This window comes from Streptomyces sp. ITFR-16, assembly GCF_031844705.1.
Taxonomy (GTDB): domain Bacteria; phylum Actinomycetota; class Actinomycetes; order Streptomycetales; family Streptomycetaceae; genus Streptomyces.
In genome coordinates this window covers 3969005-3986092 of the sequence record NZ_CP134609.1, presented here as the reverse complement: position 1 = coordinate 3986092, position 17088 = coordinate 3969005, and the positions used below count along the sequence as shown (strand labels likewise).

Genomic DNA, 17088 nt, shown 5'->3' with positions numbered 1-17088 from the left:
GTCGGCGCGGACATCGCGTGGAGGGTGTCGCGTCAGGCTGCGAGGGTGAATACGGGGGGCGGGCCGCGCCTGATCACCATGTGCTGCAACGGATCCCCGGTGGCCGGTCGCGGTGCGTCCACTGCGGTACGGGGGGTGCGCGGCCCGGTCGACGGCCCGCCGGGAAGTCCCGCGCGCAGGGCGGCCACGAGGACGAGCGCGGCCCGAAGCGCCCGCAGCCGGGCCCCGGCCGCGACCTGCTGGGCGCCGTGCGCCGACAGCCGGGCGAGCCGGAACAGGGCGATCTCGCCGCGCCGCAGCAGCCAGCCGGTGGCCAGGGCGGCCAGCAGATGGCCGAGCAGCATGGGCAGGCTCGGCAGCCCGGCGGCGAGTGCGGCCGTACCGGCGCCGGAGACACCGCCGGAGGCGGCGGCCATGTGCTGGTGGGTCTGTTCGGTCACCATCGACGGGTCGATGCCCGCCGTGCTGACGATGCGATGGGCGTCGGCGGCGTTCAGCCGGTCGGGACCGGCGCCGCAGACGAGGCTCGCCGCGAAGCGGATCAGCGCGTCCTGGCCGGCGGCCGGGACGCGGGGGGCCGCGGTGTGCGTGCCCACGCCGAAGAGGGTGTGCAGGGCGATCTGTCCGCCGGCCAGCGCCGCGGCGATCGACGGCAGCGAGCGTTCGCGTCCGGCGAGGGGTACGGCGACCGCGAGGATGCCGAGGAATCCGGCGAGCAGGGTCCACCAGGGGACGAGCGCACAGGCGGCCAGCGCGTGCCCCGCCGCGGACAACGCGACGCAGACCGCGGCGAACACCGCGGCCCTCAGCAGCCGCAAACCGGCTCCGGCGCGTCCCACAGACCTAGACATGGCCGGGACATCATCGCACTGCGCCCCCCGCCCCCGTACGGCAGGTCCGGAAGGTCGACTTCCGCCCGAATGGAGTGGGGCGGTCTGTTCGGACCGGTTATGAACGGGCAGAAGGGGGTGTGTGGGCCGGAGGTACACGGGTGTGGCGAATCCGGGTATCCGCCGAATGAGCGGTCTCACACCCCGTCCGTGCTTACGAACGGCGCGGGGCGGCAATACGTATCGGTATGTCGAGCCGCAGCCAGGAGGCTGGAGCATGAGCATCTGGTGGTCACTCCATTTGCGGCGCGAGGCTGCGAGCGTTCCGCTCGCCCGTCGGTTCCTGCTCGGCACGATGGAATCCGCCGGCGTCGACCCGGACATCTCGTTCGACCTGTCGCTCGCACTCAGCGAGGCCTGTGCGAACGCGGTCGAGCACGGCGGCGACGCGGGATTCCCGGATGCCTGGGAAGAACCCTCCGCCACGGCCGGCGGCCAGTACCGGGTCACCGCCTACCTGGACGGCGAGAAGTGCCGTATCGAGGTGGCCGACTCGGGCCCCGGCTTCCCCGCCCGCCGTGTGCTGCACGACGCCGCTCAGCAGGAGCACGCGGCCAAGCGGCAGCACGACACACAGCTTCCGGAGCCGCAGTACGCACAGCACCCGCCGCTCACCGCCGAGGACGGGCGGGGCCTGTGCCTGATCGAGCAGCTCGCCGACCACGTCCACTTCGGCAACAGACCGGGGCACGGCGGCGCGGTGGTGAGCTTCGACAAGGTTCTGAAATGGCGGGAGGGCGCCCTGCTCATGGTCTCGTGAGCAGGGCGCCCTCCGGCGCGGGTGGGACGGACGGTCAGCCCTTGAGCTGAGCCATCCACGCCTCGACCTCGTCGGCCCGGCGCGGCAGCTTGTCGGAGAGGTTCCGGTTGCCGTCCTCGGTGACCAGGATGTCGTCCTCGATCCGGATGCCGATGCCGCGGTACTCCTCCGGCACGGTCAGGTCGTCGGCCTGGAAGTAGAGACCCGGCTCGACGGTGAGGCAGACGCCCGGCTCCAGCGTCCCGTTGACGTACGTCTCGGTCCGCGCGGCGGCGCAGTCGTGGACGTCCATGCCGAGCATGTGGCCGGTGCCGTGCAGCGTCCAGCGGCGCTGGAGGCCCAGCTCCAGGACCTTGTCCACGGACAGGTCGCCGAGCAGGCCCCACTCGACGAGCTTCTCGGCGAGCACACGCTGCGCGGCGTCGTGGAAGTCACGGAAGTCGGCGCCCGGCTTCACGGCGGCGATCCCGGCCTCCTGCGCCTCGTACACCGCGTCGTAGATCTTCCGCTGGAACGGCGTGAACGTGCCGCTGATGGGAAGGGTGCGGGTCACATCGGCGGTGTAGAGGTCGTTGGTCTCCACCCCGGCGTCCAGCAGCAGCAGCTCGCCCTCACGCACCGCGCCGTCGTTGCGCACCCAGTGCAGGGTGGTGGCGTGCGGGCCCGCGGCGCAGATCGAGCCGTAGCCGATGTCGTTGCCCTCGACGCGGGCGCGGAGGAAGAACGTTCCCTCGATGTAGCGCTCGCTGGTGGCCTCGGCCTTGTCGAGGACCTTCACGACGTCCTCGAAGCCGCGCGCGGTGATGTCGCAGGCCTTCTCCAGCTCGGCGATCTCGAACGCGTCCTTCACGAGGCGTGCCTCGGAGAGGTGGACCCGCAGCTCCTCGTCGCGCTCGGCGGTCACCTTGTCCGTGAGCGCGGCGTCGATGCCGGCGTCGTGGCCGCGGACGTTGCGGACCGGGCCGGTGGCCTCGGTCAGCGCGGCGGGCAGCTCGCGCACGTCCTTCGCCGGGATGCCGAGCAGCTGCTCGGCCTCGGTGAGGGAGTGGCGGCGGCCGACCCACAGCTCGCCCTGGCCGTCGAGCCAGAACTCGCCGTTCTCGCGGTTGGAGCGCGGCAGCAGGTACAGCGTCGCCTCGTGGCCGTCGCCCTTCGGCTCCAGGACGAGGACGCCGTCCTGCGTCCGGTCGCCGGTGAGGTACGCGTACTCGGTGGAGGGGCGGAAGGCGTACTCGGTGTCATTGGAACGGGTCTTCAGCCGGCCCGCCGGAATGACCAGCCGCTCGCCGGGGAAGCGCGCGGAGAGCGCGGCGCGGCGGTCGGCGGTGTGACCGGCCTGGGCGATCGGCTCCAGGCCGCGCAGCTCGGTGTCGGCCCAGCCGGACTTCATGTTCTCGGCGAGCTCATCGGAGACGCCCGGGTACAGGCCGTTCTTCCGCTGCTTGACCGGCTCTGCCTCTTCGGTCTCCGGGGTCTCCGGGATGAACTCCTCAGACACGACTTGTCTCTCCTTGATACGACACTGGACCCCCTCCATCGTACGGGCGTACGGAAGGGGGCCCAGGGCCGGAAGACCTCTTACACGAATTACACGAAAGGCGTGCGGGCGAAGGGGAGCGGGCGGCTCAGTCGAAGCGGGCCGCGAGCACGACCACGTCCTCGGTGGCGTCCGCGCGGCCGTTTCCCTCGGGCAGCACGGTGCGCACCACGTGGTCGGCCACGGACCCGGCGTCGTGGCGCAGCGCCCTCGGGACGCTCGCCGCGGCCGAGTGCAGCCGGGCGAAGGCCCGGTCCATCGAGTCACCGGCCCGGCGCAGCAGACCGTCGGTGTAGAGCAGTACGGTCTCGCCGGGCGCGGGGGCGATCTCCACGCTGGGCGCCTCCCAGCAGGCCAGCATGTTCAGCGGGGCGGACAGCGAGGTCTCGACGTATTCGGTGCGCCGGTCGCCGATGACCAGCGGCGGGGTGTGCCCCGCCCCGGCCAGCAGGATCTTGCGGGCAGCGGGCTCGCAGTAGGCGAAGAGCGCGGTCGCGGACCGGGCGGGCTCGGTCAGCCGCAGCAGCAGTTCGAGGTCGGAGAGCACGGCGACCGGGTCCTCGCCCTCCATCACCGCGTAGGCGCGCAGACCGGCGCGCAGCCGCCCCATGGCGGCCAGAGCGCTGGGGCCGGAGCCGCTCACCGAGCCGACGGCGAGACCGAGCGCGCCCTCCGGAAGGGCCAGCGCGTCGTACCAGTCGCTGCCGCCCTGCGGGGCGGGCTGATGGCGTACGGCCAGCTGGACGCCGGGAATCCGGGGCAGCCGGGTGGGCAGCAGCTCCTCGGTGACGGTGGCGACGTCCGTTCTGGCCCGTTCCAGCTCCAGCAGCCGGGCCAGGTGCTCGGCGGCGTATCCGGCGTACAGGCCGACGAGATGGCGCTGGCGCTCCAGCGGCTCGGCGGGTTCGTCGTAGAACCAGACGGCGGCGGCGAGCCGTCCGGTGCGCTCGGTGGTGATCGGCAGGGCGTAGCTGGCGGCGTAGCCGAGGCGGGCGGCGACCTCGCGGCTGCGGGGGTCCACACCGGGGTCGCCGAGCAGATCGGGGGTGGTCAGCGAGCCCTCGGGGGTGGGCAGGCCTTCCAGGATGCGGCCGTAGGAGGTGGCGCTGCGCGGCACCGTCTCGATCTGGCCGAGCTCCGCGTGGGCCAGCCCGAGGCCGATCGTGCTGACGGGGCCGCGGCGGTCGGAGGGTTCGAAGACGATCAGTCCGCGGCGGGCCCCGACCAGGGCGGCCCCGGCGTCGAGCAGCTCGTGCAGGGCGTCGTCGAGGGTGCTGGTTCCGGCCAGCCGCTCGGTGAGCTCATGGAGGGTGGTGAGGTCGGAGACCCAGCCCGCGAGGCGGTCCTGGATGAAGGCGCCGGGGGCGGCGGGCACCTCGCAGAGAGGTTCGGCAGTGTGCGCCGAAACCGGAACTGTGGGGTCGATTCCAGCCACTTTCGGCAGGTGTGGGGCGCTCATGGTCGTCGGCTTTCCGACTGGTGTGTTCCGTCGAATAGCATCGCAAACCCCCATGTCATTCTGCGCCGCTACCAGTGCATCCACATGTACACGCACAAGTAAGGCGATGTCCAGCATTGTCCCCACGGGATTTGTGGTGTCCACGTGATAACAAACTTGGCCAAAAAATGCACCCCGTGGCCTCTATTTGCGGTCGACTGGGTGCGCCCGGCAGGGGTTTGCCTTGGGAGGAAGTCCCAGGGCGAGCGTCATTGTGGGCCTGCTGGGTACGTAAATCGATGGATGGCCAGGGGTGGTTCCGACCGCCTCCGGAACCTGGCAGCGAGCCCGGACGTCCTCACTTGTGACGGCCACGCCCCACCCCCGAGTGGCGAGGCCCGACGCACGGACGGCAGGCGCGGTACGCGCCCTGCACTCGCCATGATTTCGACTGTAAGCAGCTCGATCCGGCTCAGCACAGCTCACGCTCGGTACCGACGAACGACCCGTACCGCAGGCTCGACGAGCATGTACACACAGTGAAGCTCCGCACGCATGATGTGACACGTGCATGGTGTGATGCGGTTCCTCGGCGTTCAACGGAAAGGAACGAGCGCTTATGCGCGAGATCCTCGGAAGGCGACGCAAGCTCCGGTTCGGCCGCAGGGGCGGGCCCGCCCGGCTCGACGCGGCCCTCACCTGCGCCACCGCATGGCAGTGGCCCGTCCTCCCCGGAGTGGGGCTCCAGCCGGCCGGCGGCCGCGACGACCGCGGCCGCGGCTGCGCCTGCCCCGACCCCGAATGCGCGGTACCCGGCGCGCACCCCTTCGATCCCGGACTGCTCGCCGCGACCACCGACGCCAGAATGGTGCGCTGGTGGTGGACCAACCGGCCCACCGCGCCGGTGCTGCTCGCCACGGGCGGGCATGCGCCCTGCGCGCTGAGCCTGCCCGCCGTGGCCGGCGCCCGCGCCCTGGCCGTGCTCGACGGGACGGGCATGCGGCTGGGCCCCGTGGTGGCGACGCCGACCCGCTGGTCGCTGCTGGTCGCCCCGTACACCCTCGAACGGCTCGGGGAGCTGCTGCACGCCCAGGACTGGGTGCCCAGCTCCCTGCGGTTCCACGGCGAGGGCGGCTATCTCGTGCTGCCGCCGTCGGAGATCGGTACGGGGCAGGTGTGGTGGGAGCGGGCTCCGGAGCGGGTTTCCCGCCCGGGGCGCGACGGCGGGGGCCCGGTGGTGGCCGCCTCGCCGTGGCTGCCGGACGTGGGGGCGGTGCTGGACGCGCTGGTCGAGGCAAGTACGGGTGCCCCGGACGGCGGCAGCAGACTGACCCACTGAACGGATGCCCGGCGAAGACCGGGTCCGTTCTTGGCCTCTATCTGTTCTTCTTGGCCACTTTCCTTATGGAGTTCTGTCGGGTCCCTGCTGGATCTCCGGCATATCTTTTCCGCTTAAGCACGTCATCCGTGTTTGTTGATCCGTCATGCAAAGCCTGCCGATGCAAAGCCGTTCATTGGACGGCTTTCTGATGAACCTTCCGGCAGGCCTTCCGCGGGCATCTTGATCCGGCGGGTGAAGATCTCATCGGGATGTGTTTCCGGGGCATTCGGTAAACGGCTCGGCCGAGGACTTCTGTCCGATATCGGATGCCCCGCGCTCCCGTCGGCGACGGCGCGAAAGCATCCAACCGGGGTTCCCTCGCGCCGGGTTGACGCCGGGCCAGCACCGCAGTCGCCGAGGACCGCCGGTGCGGGGAGGGTCGAGAGGCAGGCTCACCCGGGGACCTGCGGCAGGTCTGTGCGCGGCCTGTGCGCCGCCTGGCGCGCCGCGCGCGCCGTACCCGGAAATGAGGATGCCCGGTCGCTGGCGACGGGGGATGCACCAGCGACCGGGCTTCTAGAACGGTAACAAGAGATCTGCCGTTCGCAAATTCGATCTCGCGTATTCGGACAGCGACTTACCTGTCAGTACGGTAAGTTGTGACGCGGGTCACCGTACGGGGCGGCCGATGGTCACTGTCAGCTGAGGGTCACTTGGCGGTTGGTGAGCCCGCCCCGTGCCCGCCGCTCCTCGGCGGTGAGCGGCGCGTCCGACGCGAGCGCCGTCGCGAGCCGCTCGGCGAACGCGGCGGCGGGCTTCTCGCACTCCTCCGCCCCCATCGCGCTCGGCAGGTCCCAGACCGGGACCATCAGTCCGTGCGCACGGAAGGAGCCGACCAGCCGGGTCCCCTCGCCGAGCGACGAGGCGCCGGCGGCGTGCAGCCGGGCGAGCGCGTCCAGGAGCCGCTCCTCGGGGTGCGGCATGACCCAGCGCAGGTGGTTCTTCTCCGGCGTCTCGCACCAGTACGCGGCATCCACCCCGGAGAGCAGGGCGGTCGGGATCGCCGCGTCGTTCGCGCGCTCCAGGGACGCGGACACCTCGGTGGTGGCGTTCTCCGCGTCCGGAACCCAGAACTCGAAGCCGGAGTGCACCACGGGCGCGAAGGGCGCCTCGGGGTCCAGGAGGTCCTGCAGCCGAGGACCGTCGGCCGGCACGCGCCGGGCGGCGACGGGCGAGCCCGGCTCGGCCTCCAGCGCCCGCTGCAGGGTGTCCGCGAGGTCGCGGCTGAGGTCACCGGAGGAGGTGTCGTTCTGCAGGGCGAGCAGCACGGAGCCGTCGTCGCGGCGCAGCGCGGGCCACGCCATCGGGAGGACGGTCGCCAGCGTCACCGACGGCACGCCCTCGGGCAGTCCGTCCTTCAGCGTCAGCTCGACCGTGGCGGCGGGCACCAGCTCGCGCAGCGCGACCCAGTCGCACTCGCCGGCCAGTCCCTCGAAGGGGCGCTGGACCAGCTCGGTCACGGCCTGGACGGCGGCCCGGCCGTGACAGGCCTTGTAGCGGCGGCCCGAACCGCACGGGCAGGGCTCACGAGCCCCGACCACCGGGATCTCGCCGTCCTTGAGCTGCTGCTTCCCGGCCTTGGTCTGAGGGCGCTTCTTCGCCATGGTGGGCTTTCTCCCGATTGCGACAGTGCGGTCTGGGCCGCGAGCCTAGCCGCCCTCGTGCCCTGCGGCGCACAGCCGCCCTGCGCCCGTGGACCGCGGGCACGGGCGCACCCCCGGCCTGCCGCGCGCGTCAGCCCGCGTCGTCGAAGGCGTCGGCGAAGTCCAGGCCGTCCAGCCCGGGGACGGCGGCCGCTCCGGGGACGCCCGGCAGCCCGGTCACCCCGGCTGTCCGTCCGTTGCCGTTGCCCCGTCCGCCGCCCGGCCGCTCGCCGGTGTGTCCGTGCCCCTCGTTGAGCAGCACCCACACCGTGACCTCGCCGGACGAGTCGTCACGTACGCCCCACCTCTCGGCGAGGGCGCTGATGATGTTGAGACCCCGGCCGCCCCGGGCGGTCACCGACGGAGTGGCCGGAACCGGACGGGTCGGGCCGCCGCCGTCCGTCACCTCGACGGTCAGCCCGCCCGTTCTGTCCACGCGCCAGGCGGCACGGACGTCGCCGTCCCCCACTTCGCTCTGCCGGCCCAGCGGCCTGCCGTGCCGGCAGGCATTGCTGAGCAGTTCGGAAAGAATCAGTACAGCGTCGTCGACGACCGAATCCGGCACCCCGTAGCTGCGCAATTGCTCGCGCATCCGGTGCCGCGCCTGCCCCACGCCCGCAGGGCCATGGGGAACGGCCATGCTCGACGACGTGGGCACTTCCTGTGCCACCACCAACGCCACCCCCGAGACCTCCTTTGCCCCACGCCACGGAGTGGATGCCCCCCTGGGCTGCGCCGGAAACCGGCCAACGCTCTGCCAGTGACGCACTCGTCACGATCGAATACAGCCCGAATGCGCCGGTGTACACCCCGTAACCGATGTTACGAGCGTCCCAGTTGCGCCAGGACCTGCTTGGGGCGGTTGGTGATGATGGCCTCGACACCGAGCCGCACACAGAGGTCGACGTCCTCCGGCTCGTTGACCGTCCAGACGTGCGCCCGGTGTCCGGCGCGGTGCAGACGGTCGATGTAGCCCGGGTGGCTGCGGACGATCCGCATGCCCGGACCGGCGATCCGGGCACCGGCCGGCAGCCGTCCGTCGCGCAGCCGGGGCGAGACGAACTGCATCAGGTAGACGGTGGGCAGATCCGGCACGGCGTCCTTGATGCGGTGCAGGGAGCGGGCCGAGAAGCTCATGACGCGGACCGGCGAGGGGCCGTCGCCCGGCGGAGCGTCGAGCTCGAAGCGCTTCAGCAGATGGAGCAGCCGTTCCTCCACCTGGCCCGCCCAGCGGGTGGGGTGCTTGGTCTCGATGGCCAGCTGGAGCGGCCGCCCGGCGGCTCTCGTCTCGACGAGGAGTTCGAGGAGCCGTTCCAGGGTGAGTACGGAGGTCAGCTCGCCCGGCACCGGATCCCAGTCCGGGGACTCCGTCTCCTCCCGGTCCTTCCAGGAGCCGAAGTCGAGGGCGGCGAGCTCGTTGAGTTCGAGCGCGGACACCGCGCCGCGGCCGTTGGAGGTGCGGTTCACCCGGCGGTCGTGCACGCAGACGAGGTGGCCGTCGGCCGTGAGCCGCACGTCGCACTCCAGGGCGTCCGCACCGTCCTCGATCGCCTTGCGGTAGGCGGCCAGGGTGTGCTCGGGGGCGTCGTCGGACGCGCCCCGGTGCGCGATGACCTGAATGGGATGCTGACTGGGGCGCTGCTGCCGTGCTTGGGTCACCCGCGCCATGGTGTCACCGCGAGACCATGGGTGCGTACACCTGAAGGCGTGGGACCGTTTTGTCCGATGTAAGGGCCCGTGCGCGGATGCACAGGTCCTGCTTACAGTGGCCTGACGTGCCGTGGGAAAAGCTGACTGCGGACACGTACACAGCGGATCTCTTGCCGAATCATGATGTGGAACCGAGGAGTAAAGAGCTGTGAGCACAGAGAACGAGGGCAACGAGGGCACCGCGGCCGAGGCCGCCCCGTCCGTTCCGTCCGCACCTCCAGTGCCGGCCGACGCTCCGCAGGGGCACCCCGAGGGCGCTCCCGCCGCCCCGCCGCACCCGGACACGACGGCCACGCAGCAGCAGCCGGCCTCCCCCGCACCGGACCCGGCAACCACCCCCCTGCCCCCGGCCCCGCCGTACGGACCCCCGGCCGCGCCGCAGTCCGCCGCCGACGCCGGCTGGCCCCCGCCTCCCCCGGCGGTCCCGGCGTACGCCCACCACGGGCAGGGCGGCGGTCCCACCTGGGGCGCGCCCGGCGGACCGCACTCCCCGGACGCGCCGCGCAAGCGGGGCGCGGGCGGTCTGGTGGTCGCGGTCGTCGTCGCGGCGCTGGTCGCGGGCGGAGTCGGCGGCGCGCTGGGCTACTGGGCGGCCGACCGCAACGACGGCTCCGGCTCGTCCGACTCGACCACGATCGCCGCCTCGGCCAACCCGCAGGACCTCAAGCGCGACCCGGGCACGGTCGCGGGCGTCGCCGCCAAGGCGCTGCCCAGCGTGGTCACGATCGACGCCCAGGGCGGCGACGGCGAGGGCGGCACGGGCACCGGCTTCGTGTACGACAAGGAGGGCCACATCCTCACGAACAACCACGTGGTGGCCTCCGCGGCGGACAGCGGACAGCTGACGGCGACGTTCTCCAACGGCAAGAAGTACGACGCCGAGGTGGTCGGCCGGGCCCAGGGCTACGACGTGGCCGTCCTCAAGCTGAAGAACCCGCCGCAGACCCTCACCCCGCTGCCCCTGGGCAACTCCGACCAGGTGGCGGTGGGCGATTCGACGATCGCGATCGGCGCTCCGTTCGGCCTGTCCAACACGGTCACCACGGGCATCATCAGCGCGAAGAACCGACCGGTGGCATCCGGTGACGGCGCCGGCGGCAGCAACTCGTACATGAGCGCCCTGCAGACCGACGCCTCGATCAACCCGGGCAACTCCGGCGGCCCGCTGCTGAGCGCCGGCGGTGCGGTCATCGGGATCAACTCGGCGATCCAGTCGACCGGCAGCTCCGGCCAGAGCCAGGCGGGCTCGATCGGCCTCGGCTTCGCGATCCCGATCAACCAGGCGCAGAACGTCGCCCGGCAGCTGATCAAGACCGGCCAGCCGGTCTACCCGGTCATCGGTGCCACGGTGACGATGGACGAGAAGACCGGCGGCGCGGTCATCTCGGACCAGGGCGCGGGCGGCACGGAGGCGGTCACCAAGGACGGCCCCGCAGCCCGGGCGGGCCTCCGGGCGGGCGACGTCATCACCAAGTTCAACGACACCGTCGTGGACAGCGGCCCGACCCTCATCGGCGAGATCTGGACCCACAAGCCGGGCGACAAGGTCACGCTGACCTACAAGCGCGACGGCAAGACGGCGACGGCCGAAGTCACCCTGGGGGAGCGCAAGGGCGACAGCTGACCGGCTAGGCTGTCCTCCGCGTCGCAGCCGGCCCCGTCCGGCCGCCGACGCGGGGTGGGTTGCCCGAGCGGCCTAAGGGAACGGTCTTGAAAACCGTCGTGGCGCGAGTCACCGTGGGTTCAAATCCCACACCCACCGCCACAGGTCAGAGAATGAGCAGGTCAGAGGGCGGGTCTCCACTCCGGAGACCCGCCCTCTGCGTTCACCTTGTCTCACCCCGGGCGCCTGTTTCCCGGTGTCGGCCAGGCCGTGTGGGCCATACGTGGGCCAGAACCGCGCCCTACTCCTCCGCGCGAAGCCCCTGCTCAACGAGCAGATTGGCCGCCGCCGACCCGCCCTTGAGCAGCTTGGCGTAGAACCGGTAGAGCACCGCGAGGCTGTGGCCGGCGCGGGACGCGGCTTCGACCGGGTCCATGCCGGACTTGATCCACAGAGAAATGGCCGCGTGCCGCAGGACGTAGGGAACATCGGCGAGCGGGGTGCCCTGCTCCCGCTCGCTGAGTACGGCCTTCCGGGCCTCGCTCCAGACCTCGGAGTACTCGTTCGACGTGAGGCGGCCACCGCGCACCGCCCGGAACAGCCGGCCGTCCGGGGCGACGCCGAAGCGCGCGATGTGAGCGCGGACCATGCGGACGTACGCCGGCGGGACAGGGACTGCGCGTACGGCCTTCCGGGCGCGGTGCTTGAGGCCCCGCTCGTCGTGGGACTTCCCGCTGTCCGTCCAGCCGCTTCCCACCTCGGGGTGGCTCTCCGAGACCAGGACTTCGCCCCATGCGTCCGGCTCGCTCTCCGGCGGCAGGTCGAAGTCCGACTCCCGCAGGGCCACGGCCTCACCGGGGCGCGTCGCCACGTAGTACACGGCCCCGTAGAACGCCTCCAAGTGCTGGCCCCGTGCCCCCTGGGCGGCCACGGCGGCGAGCAAGGCGCGCGCGAGGCGTGGGCCGGGCACCCAGCGGAAGTCGACCTCATCAGAGGTCTGGGGTGCGGTCCAGTCGACGGACAGGAACGGGTGGCGGGTGAGGAGCGCCCGCTCCTCAACGGCGTACCGGAAGGCGTTGCTCAGCACCATGCGCTTCCGATTCGCAGTGTTCTCTGCCGCCTGCTTCCCGTTCAGGAGCTTGGAGAGGGCGGACAGCGCCGCGCGTACGTGCTCGGGCTTTGCCGCCTCATCCACCCGCATGGAGTGCTGGGCGACCCAGTCCAGGGCTTCGCGGATGTTGTCCGGGAGCTCTTGGCTGTCAGCGCGCGAGACCAACTGGTCCTGCGGACCATCCACGGCCCGGAACGCCCACTGATAGAGGGCGGCCCGCAGCACGCGTGCGTCAGGGTGGGCGCCCCGACCGCTCGTGAAGACGGGCGTCACGACGGCAAGGGACTCCGCAATGCTCGCTCGATGCTTGGCCGCCGCTCCAGGCCACTTCATCAGCGCGTACGCCTTGGCGTGCTCGTACCACGTCGGCATGGAGAGAGCGGCGAGTTCCTTCTCGGGTAGGCCGGTCTCCTCGTCAAAGCGCTGCCCGCCTTGTAGGGCGGCCATGAGCTGAGTACGGCGCCCGTCGGCCTGCGGCTTCAGCATGTAGCTCTTGGAATGGCCCTCGCCGCCGACCCGCCAGCGGAGTTCCCAGGGCTTTGGCCGGCCCTTGCGTTGCCGGATGGACCAGATGACGACTTCGAAGGTGAGCATGTCTCTCCAAAGAGAGAGGGCCCGCCGTGGCGGGCCCTCTCGGAACTGGTTGGTACGGCGGACTCAGGCGGCTTCCTCGTACTTGCTGAGCCACGCGTCAAGGTCGGCGCGGCGCACGCGGACCTGATGGTTGGGGAGCTTGATGAGCTTGGGAGCGAGGCCCCGGGCGCGCATGCGGTAGAAGGCGGCGCGGGACATGTTCAGTTCGGCGAGGACTTCGGGGAGCTTGAGCATCTGGGGGCGGGCCATGTGCGACTCCTTCGAGGCGTGGAGAGTTGCAGCGACATTGCTCTGAGTCGCGACTCATCGCGACTCAGAGCGGGATGCGGCGGTGTTGAGCCGCGATGAGTCACGACTCAGGCAGATGTGATTCGGCCGTCCTGAGCCCGATGCCGGCGTACGTGGCGACCTGGCGGCCGTAGGCGTCGCGGGGGCGGGTGCGGTTGAGCTGGGGGACGACAGAGAGCAGGTTGCGGCCGAAGAGTTGCTTCGTGCCGATGGCGCGGACGCCGTTGTCTTCGGCCCACTCGCGCCAGGCAGTCCACAGGACGTCGACAGGAACATCCCGGGTGGGGCCGGTGGTGCAACGTTCGCGGACGAAGGCGCTGGTGGGTGAGGCGGTGTCCTGCATCATCGTGATGGCGTCCTGGGAGGACGCGGGTTCCGTGATGCGGCCGTTGCGTTCGAGGCGGGCCAGGCCGTCCAAAGCCCAGTTGATGATGCCCGGCATCTCCGCGGCGAGCTTGGTGGTGAGTGCGGTGTCCTCGCGACCGAGCCAGGACACGGTCATGTTGAGGACGACGAACCGTCGGGCGATGACGCCGCTGCTGTCGCCGAAGTTGGGCAGCTCGTTGGTCAGGACCATGAGCCGGGTGGGGAGCTTCCCGGTCCAGACCTCGCGGTATTTGCGGTCGATGTCGATGGTGTCCTCACCGGAGATGGTCAGCAGCCGTTCGACTACCTGTCCGCCGTCGCCGGACAACCGCGCGTCGGAGATGACCGCCAGCGGCTTCCCGACCAGCGTCGACAGCCCGAAGTTGGTCCCCAGCCCGGCGAGGGTGGGACCGGCTAGGTTCTCCTTGCCGACCAGCTCCTTCAGGATGCGGGCAATGGTCCCCTTCCCGGACCGCGAGGGCCCTTTCATGAGCAGGATCTTCTGCTGGTCGGTGCGGCCGGACAGGACGTACCCGAACCACTCCTGAAGCGCCTTGATCGAATCGGGGTCATCGGGCCAGATCCCCTTCAGGAAGTTCTCCCAGGTGGGGGCCGTGGCGTCGGGGTCGAAGTCGTAGGGGACAGACACGAGGTTGAAGAACCCCGGCCCGTGGGGAAGAAGTGCCCGGTCGCGGATGCGTAGGAGCCCGTTGCGGCACGCGACGATCGGGCTGTCGTCGTGCCGGCCGTGCTCGTGGTCGATCCAGGACGGGGCGTCGGTGTCGGCGGGCAGCAGGGTGATCGCGGACATGGCGTCGAGAAGATTGCTGATCTTCGTCTTCGTCGGCGCCCACGCGTGTTCCTCGGGCTCACCCTTCTTGTCCAGGACGACGTGCACGCAGTGCTCAAGGCGCTTGTAGAGCCCGGCGCGCATCTGCTGTTCGTCGTACTCGCGCCAGCAGGTCCCGGTCCAGTGCATCCACGAACCGCGCCAGCGGCGAAGCCGCAGATGCCCGTCCTCGGTGGCCCAGTCCGGCACGATCCGCCTGGCCACCGCGAGCGGGTTGGAGGGCGGGGGCAGCTCTTCCGTGGCGCTCATGCTGCGCTCCTGTTCGCTGCGGGGCCGGTGTGGGGGCACTTGCCGACCCCGGTGCGGCTGGTCAGTTCGATGACGGCGCGGCGCCCCCTCGCCCGCTCGTGCCGGCCGCAGGTGCACAGCCAGTCCGCCACGGGGACCTCGTTGCGGCCCAGTCCGCGCACGGTGAGGCCGGGTTGGATGCCGGTCACGGTGATCGTGTGCGGGTCAGGGCGAACAGCAACGGGGGCGGCCGGTGCCGGTCCGGCGAGGCCGGGGCCGGTGGGGGTGGCGGGCAGGCTCTTAAGGCGTTGGTTTCTGGCCGTGCTCATGCGGTCCGCCGGGTGGGGTTGTGGGCGATGGACCAGTTCAGGGCGCTGGTGATCGCGGCCCTGCACTCGTATTCGCGGAGTCCGGCCCGCATCCCCGCCTCATTAAGAGCCTGCTCCACCTCGTGACGGGCGAGGTCGCCGGACGGGATGAAGCGGCCCAGGGCGCGGGCGGCCCTCACCAGCGTCCAGTTCCGTACCCCTTCACCGGCCCCGGCGACAGCCGCCGTTTCGGCCCTGAGAGCCGCTGAGGCGTACTGAGAGGCCCTGGACGGCGACGGCGCGGCCATCAGCACCCGCGATGGCTGACGGGGCGTCAGGAGCGTGTGGAGCCATTCCGGGAGCGGGGTGGGGCCGGTGGGGTCGGTCACCTCGTAGGTGCCGTGGGGGAGGGTGCTGCCGGCGGCGAGGACGTAGCCGCCGTGGGCGCGGGTGTCGATGTGCTTGCCGAGTTTGCCCGCCGTGTTGCGGAGTTGGGCGCCGGGCGGGGCGGTGAAGTAGAGGTGGTGTCCGCCGCTCGCGGTCCGGGTCCGGTAGGTGGCGGGGACGGGCTGTCCGGCGCGCTCGCAGAGCGCTTGCAGGGAAGTGACGCCGTCAGGCGTTCCTTTCGGGTCCTTGGCCTTGACCGTGTCGAGGTCGATGACGACCAGCCCGGACGGGCCCGTGGCAATGCCGACGTTGAACGCTCCCGTCGACCAGGCGGCGCGGATGCGGTCGGGGTCGGTGGTGGCCCGCTCTTCAGGCTTGCGGTGCCCGTCGGCGCAGGCTCCGGTGGTGGGGCATGACTGCTTGCTGTGGAGGGCGGGGCGCTTGGTGTCGGGGCGGAGGGGGAAGACGTGCCAGCCGTGCTCGGCGGCGGCCAGCGCGGCGTTCAGGAGACCTGTGCTCATGCGACCACCTCCAACGAAGCGGGAGTGTTCCAGGCGGAAGGGACGACTCCGAGGAGCCAGGCGTAGGCGTAGGTGGCCTGTTGGGGGACGACACCGTTGCCGATGATGCGGAGCTGTTCCTTGCGGGGGATGTCGGGGACGTCGGTGACCCAGCCGGCCGGGAGTCCCATGAGCCATTCCGCGAACGCGGGGGACAGGCGGCGGTTGCCGCGGGTGCCGGGTTCGGTCGGGCACGGTGCGGGCCGGCCGGTGCGGTGTTCCCAGCGGCGGATGGCGGGGCTGTAGTCGGTGCCGTCGGACGCGACCCACATGGGGTCGAGGCGGACGGCCTGGCCGGGCAGGTAGTAGCGGCCCGAGGTGTCGCGCTGGTTGGGTCCGCCGTGGGGCCCGTCGGACGCCTTCGGGGTCGGGAGCAGGTTGACGACCACCTCGTTCAGCGGTCGGGAGTTGCGGCCCAGAAGGTTGGAGGCGCCGGACTTCCAGTCGCGGGCGGCCGGCGTCGGCAGCAGGCTCACTCCCCCGGCGGTGCGGGCAGTCGGGTCACTGCGGTGCGCAGGTTCAGCCCACCCTTGCGCTTCGGAGAAGTGCCGGGCCCGCCAGTGCCGTCCGAGGTGGTGGGGGTCGGCATCAGCGGGATGGGCAACTGCGAACCACCGGTCACGCGGGTGCGAGGCGCCGACTTCGGGGTCACCAGCTCGTAGACATGTCCACCGGATGCCATACCCGATCGCGGCCAGGTCCTGGGCGACGACGTCCAGCCCCCGCGAGCGGAGCGCCGCCACGTTCTCCAGGAAGACGTAGCGGGGTCGAACGACGCCCACAGCTTCAGCCACGTTCTTCCAGACCTTCGACCACTGGCCACTGATCCCGTCCCTTCGTCCGGCGTTGCTGATGTTGCGGCAGGGGAAACCGGCACCGATCACGTCCGGCGCGTACAGGTCCCGCACCCGCTCCCAGTCCGTGCGGGTGATGTCACCGAGGTTCGGCACCCCGGGGTGATGCGCGGCGAACACCCGCGCGGCGTAGGGGTCGTTCTCGGCGTAGGCGACCGGCACCGCGCCGATACCGGCACCGAGGGCCGATTCGAGGCCGCCGTATCCGGCGCACAGGGCAACAGCCCGCATGGTCTGGTCCGGCACTCGCCGGATGGGGATGGGTTGGGTCATGCTGGGTGTCTCCAGTTCTGTGAGAAGTGCTGGCAGACGACGGCGGCCCCGATTCATTGGCGTGAGGGGGCCGCCGTCGGCGTCTGCGGAACGGGATGCGGAATCTGTTCGTGCGGGCGCGGGGTGGTCCCGGTGGGTTACTTGACGATCAGGTGGCCGGGGTGGCGTCCGCGCATGTGGCTGACGCACTCGGCGCAGTCGGTGCGCCGGTCCTGAGCGGCGTGGATGCTGCGGTCGTGGGCGTGGGCCCAGCACTGGCGGCACTCGCCGCGCGGCGGGCGATACGGGTCGGCCATACGTCCCTTCC

At 71.2% G+C, this 17088-nt stretch carries 16 protein-coding genes and 1 tRNA gene; 4 read left to right on the top strand and 13 right to left on the bottom strand.

The annotated features are described in order from the left end of the window. Positions 1 to 32: 32 nt before the first annotated feature. A complete protein-coding gene (locus RLT58_RS17580; RefSeq protein ID WP_311311331.1) occupies positions 33 to 851 on the bottom strand; it encodes a hypothetical protein in 819 nt (272 codons plus the stop codon). 256 nt (positions 852 to 1107) lie between these two features. Between RLT58_RS17580 and RLT58_RS17575 the strand changes: the two genes are divergently transcribed. Beyond that, positions 1108 to 1650, top strand: coding sequence for an ATP-binding protein (locus RLT58_RS17575; protein WP_311311330.1), 543 nt, complete (start codon positions 1108 to 1110; stop codon positions 1648 to 1650). Between the two features lie 34 nt (positions 1651 to 1684). Here the strand turns inward: RLT58_RS17575 and RLT58_RS17570 are convergent, their stop codons facing one another. Both RLT58_RS17570 and RLT58_RS17565 read right to left on the bottom strand, forming a co-directional pair. Next, entirely contained in the window at positions 1685 to 3148 is a 1464-nt protein-coding gene (locus tag RLT58_RS17570) for an aminopeptidase P family protein (RefSeq protein ID WP_311311329.1), read from the bottom strand. 127 nt (positions 3149 to 3275) lie between these two features. Further along, complete coding sequence (locus RLT58_RS17565) at positions 3276 to 4763, bottom strand: PP2C family protein-serine/threonine phosphatase (RefSeq protein ID WP_311311328.1); 1488 nt, start codon at positions 4761 to 4763, stop codon at positions 3276 to 3278. 481 nt (positions 4764 to 5244) lie between these two features. Here RLT58_RS17565 and RLT58_RS17560 point away from each other — a divergent pair, with 481 nt between their 5' ends. Beyond that, entirely contained in the window at positions 5245 to 5964 is a 720-nt protein-coding gene (locus RLT58_RS17560) for a bifunctional DNA primase/polymerase (RefSeq protein WP_311311327.1), read from the top strand. A gap of 680 nt (positions 5965 to 6644) precedes the next feature. Here RLT58_RS17560 and RLT58_RS17555 read toward each other — a convergent pair. The 3 genes from RLT58_RS17555 to RLT58_RS17545 form a co-directional block, all read right to left on the bottom strand. Beyond that, positions 6645 to 7610: a DUF5926 family protein gene (locus RLT58_RS17555; protein ID WP_311311326.1), complete on the bottom strand. Its 966-nt coding sequence runs from the start codon at positions 7608 to 7610 to the stop codon at positions 6645 to 6647. Between the two features lie 130 nt (positions 7611 to 7740). After that, positions 7741 to 8289 (bottom strand): ATP-binding protein, encoded by a 549-nt coding sequence (locus tag RLT58_RS17550; RefSeq protein WP_399131643.1) that lies wholly within the window; start codon positions 8287 to 8289, stop codon positions 7741 to 7743. A gap of 182 nt (positions 8290 to 8471) precedes the next feature. After that, positions 8472 to 9317, bottom strand: a complete 846-nt coding sequence (locus RLT58_RS17545) for a glycerophosphodiester phosphodiesterase (RefSeq protein ID WP_311311324.1) — start codon at positions 9315 to 9317, stop codon at positions 8472 to 8474. 190 nt (positions 9318 to 9507) lie between these two features. Here RLT58_RS17545 and RLT58_RS17540 point away from each other — a divergent pair, with 190 nt between their 5' ends. Both RLT58_RS17540 and RLT58_RS17535 read left to right on the top strand, forming a co-directional pair. After that, positions 9508 to 10983, top strand: coding sequence for a S1C family serine protease (locus RLT58_RS17540; RefSeq protein WP_311311323.1), 1476 nt, complete (start codon positions 9508 to 9510; stop codon positions 10981 to 10983). Between the two features lie 53 nt (positions 10984 to 11036). Next, positions 11037 to 11124 (top strand) — tRNA-Ser (locus tag RLT58_RS17535). A 139-nt stretch (positions 11125 to 11263) separates the two neighbouring features. On the opposite strand, the gene RLT58_RS17530 is transcribed toward RLT58_RS17535, so the two are convergent. From RLT58_RS17530 to RLT58_RS17500, 7 genes are all read right to left on the bottom strand, one after another. Beyond that, positions 11264 to 12667 carry a tyrosine-type recombinase/integrase gene (locus RLT58_RS17530; RefSeq protein WP_311311322.1) on the bottom strand — a complete coding sequence of 468 codons (1404 nt, stop codon included), beginning with the start codon at positions 12665 to 12667 and terminating at the stop codon, positions 11264 to 11266. A 63-nt stretch (positions 12668 to 12730) separates the two neighbouring features. Continuing rightward, entirely contained in the window at positions 12731 to 12916 is a 186-nt protein-coding gene (locus RLT58_RS17525; protein ID WP_018553983.1) for a helix-turn-helix transcriptional regulator, read from the bottom strand. Positions 12917 to 13016: 100 nt separating this feature from the next. Then, the gene (locus tag RLT58_RS17520; RefSeq protein WP_311311321.1) at positions 13017 to 14420 is read right to left on the bottom strand and encodes a DNA primase family protein; all 1404 of its coding nucleotides are present in this window, start codon (positions 14418 to 14420) and stop codon (positions 13017 to 13019) included. Beyond that, positions 14417 to 14728 (bottom strand): hypothetical protein, encoded by a 312-nt coding sequence (locus RLT58_RS17515; RefSeq protein ID WP_311311320.1) that lies wholly within the window; start codon positions 14726 to 14728, stop codon positions 14417 to 14419. The genes RLT58_RS17520 and RLT58_RS17515 overlap by 4 nt, the downstream gene beginning before the upstream one ends. Then, positions 14725 to 15615, bottom strand: coding sequence for a bifunctional DNA primase/polymerase (locus tag RLT58_RS17510; RefSeq protein ID WP_311311319.1), 891 nt, complete (start codon positions 15613 to 15615; stop codon positions 14725 to 14727). The genes RLT58_RS17515 and RLT58_RS17510 overlap by 4 nt, the downstream gene beginning before the upstream one ends. Continuing rightward, a complete protein-coding gene (locus tag RLT58_RS17505) occupies positions 15612 to 16781 on the bottom strand; it encodes a DNA cytosine methyltransferase (RefSeq protein ID WP_311311318.1) in 1170 nt (389 codons plus the stop codon). Before RLT58_RS17505 ends, RLT58_RS17510 begins: the two co-directional genes overlap by 4 nt. 137 nt (positions 16782 to 16918) lie before the next feature. Further along, a complete protein-coding gene (locus tag RLT58_RS17500) occupies positions 16919 to 17077 on the bottom strand; it encodes a pRL2-8 (protein ID WP_311311317.1) in 159 nt (52 codons plus the stop codon). Positions 17078 to 17088: the final 11 nt, after the last annotated feature.

Bases quoted from the DNA above. Each gene is read 5' to 3' on its own strand.
- RLT58_RS17520 (WP_311311321.1), bottom strand. From the start codon at position 14,420: ATGAGCGCCACGGAAGAGCTGCCCCCGCCCTCCAACCCGCTCGCGGTG.
- RLT58_RS17525 (WP_018553983.1), bottom strand. From the start codon at position 12,916: ATGGCCCGCCCCCAGATGCTCAAGCTCCCCGAAGTCCTCGCCGAACTG.
- RLT58_RS17565 (WP_311311328.1), bottom strand. From the start codon at position 4,763: ATGCTGGACATCGCCTTACTTGTGCGTGTACATGTGGATGCACTGGTA.
- RLT58_RS17505 (WP_311311318.1), bottom strand. From the start codon at position 16,781: ATGACCCAACCCATCCCCATCCGGCGAGTGCCGGACCAGACCATGCGG.
- RLT58_RS17500 (WP_311311317.1), bottom strand. From the start codon at position 17,077: ATGGCCGACCCGTATCGCCCGCCGCGCGGCGAGTGCCGCCAGTGCTGG.
- RLT58_RS17550 (WP_399131643.1), bottom strand. From the start codon at position 8,289: ATGGCCGTTCCCCATGGCCCTGCGGGCGTGGGGCAGGCGCGGCACCGG.
- RLT58_RS17580 (WP_311311331.1), bottom strand. From the start codon at position 851: ATGTCTAGGTCTGTGGGACGCGCCGGAGCCGGTTTGCGGCTGCTGAGG.
- RLT58_RS17545 (WP_311311324.1), bottom strand. From the start codon at position 9,317: ATGGCGCGGGTGACCCAAGCACGGCAGCAGCGCCCCAGTCAGCATCCC.
- RLT58_RS17555 (WP_311311326.1), bottom strand. From the start codon at position 7,610: ATGGCGAAGAAGCGCCCTCAGACCAAGGCCGGGAAGCAGCAGCTCAAG.
- RLT58_RS17560 (WP_311311327.1), top strand. From the start codon at position 5,245: ATGCGCGAGATCCTCGGAAGGCGACGCAAGCTCCGGTTCGGCCGCAGG.
- RLT58_RS17515 (WP_311311320.1), bottom strand. From the start codon at position 14,728: ATGAGCACGGCCAGAAACCAACGCCTTAAGAGCCTGCCCGCCACCCCC.
- RLT58_RS17575 (WP_311311330.1), top strand. From the start codon at position 1,108: ATGAGCATCTGGTGGTCACTCCATTTGCGGCGCGAGGCTGCGAGCGTT.
- RLT58_RS17510 (WP_311311319.1), bottom strand. From the start codon at position 15,615: ATGAGCACAGGTCTCCTGAACGCCGCGCTGGCCGCCGCCGAGCACGGC.
- RLT58_RS17530 (WP_311311322.1), bottom strand. From the start codon at position 12,667: ATGCTCACCTTCGAAGTCGTCATCTGGTCCATCCGGCAACGCAAGGGC.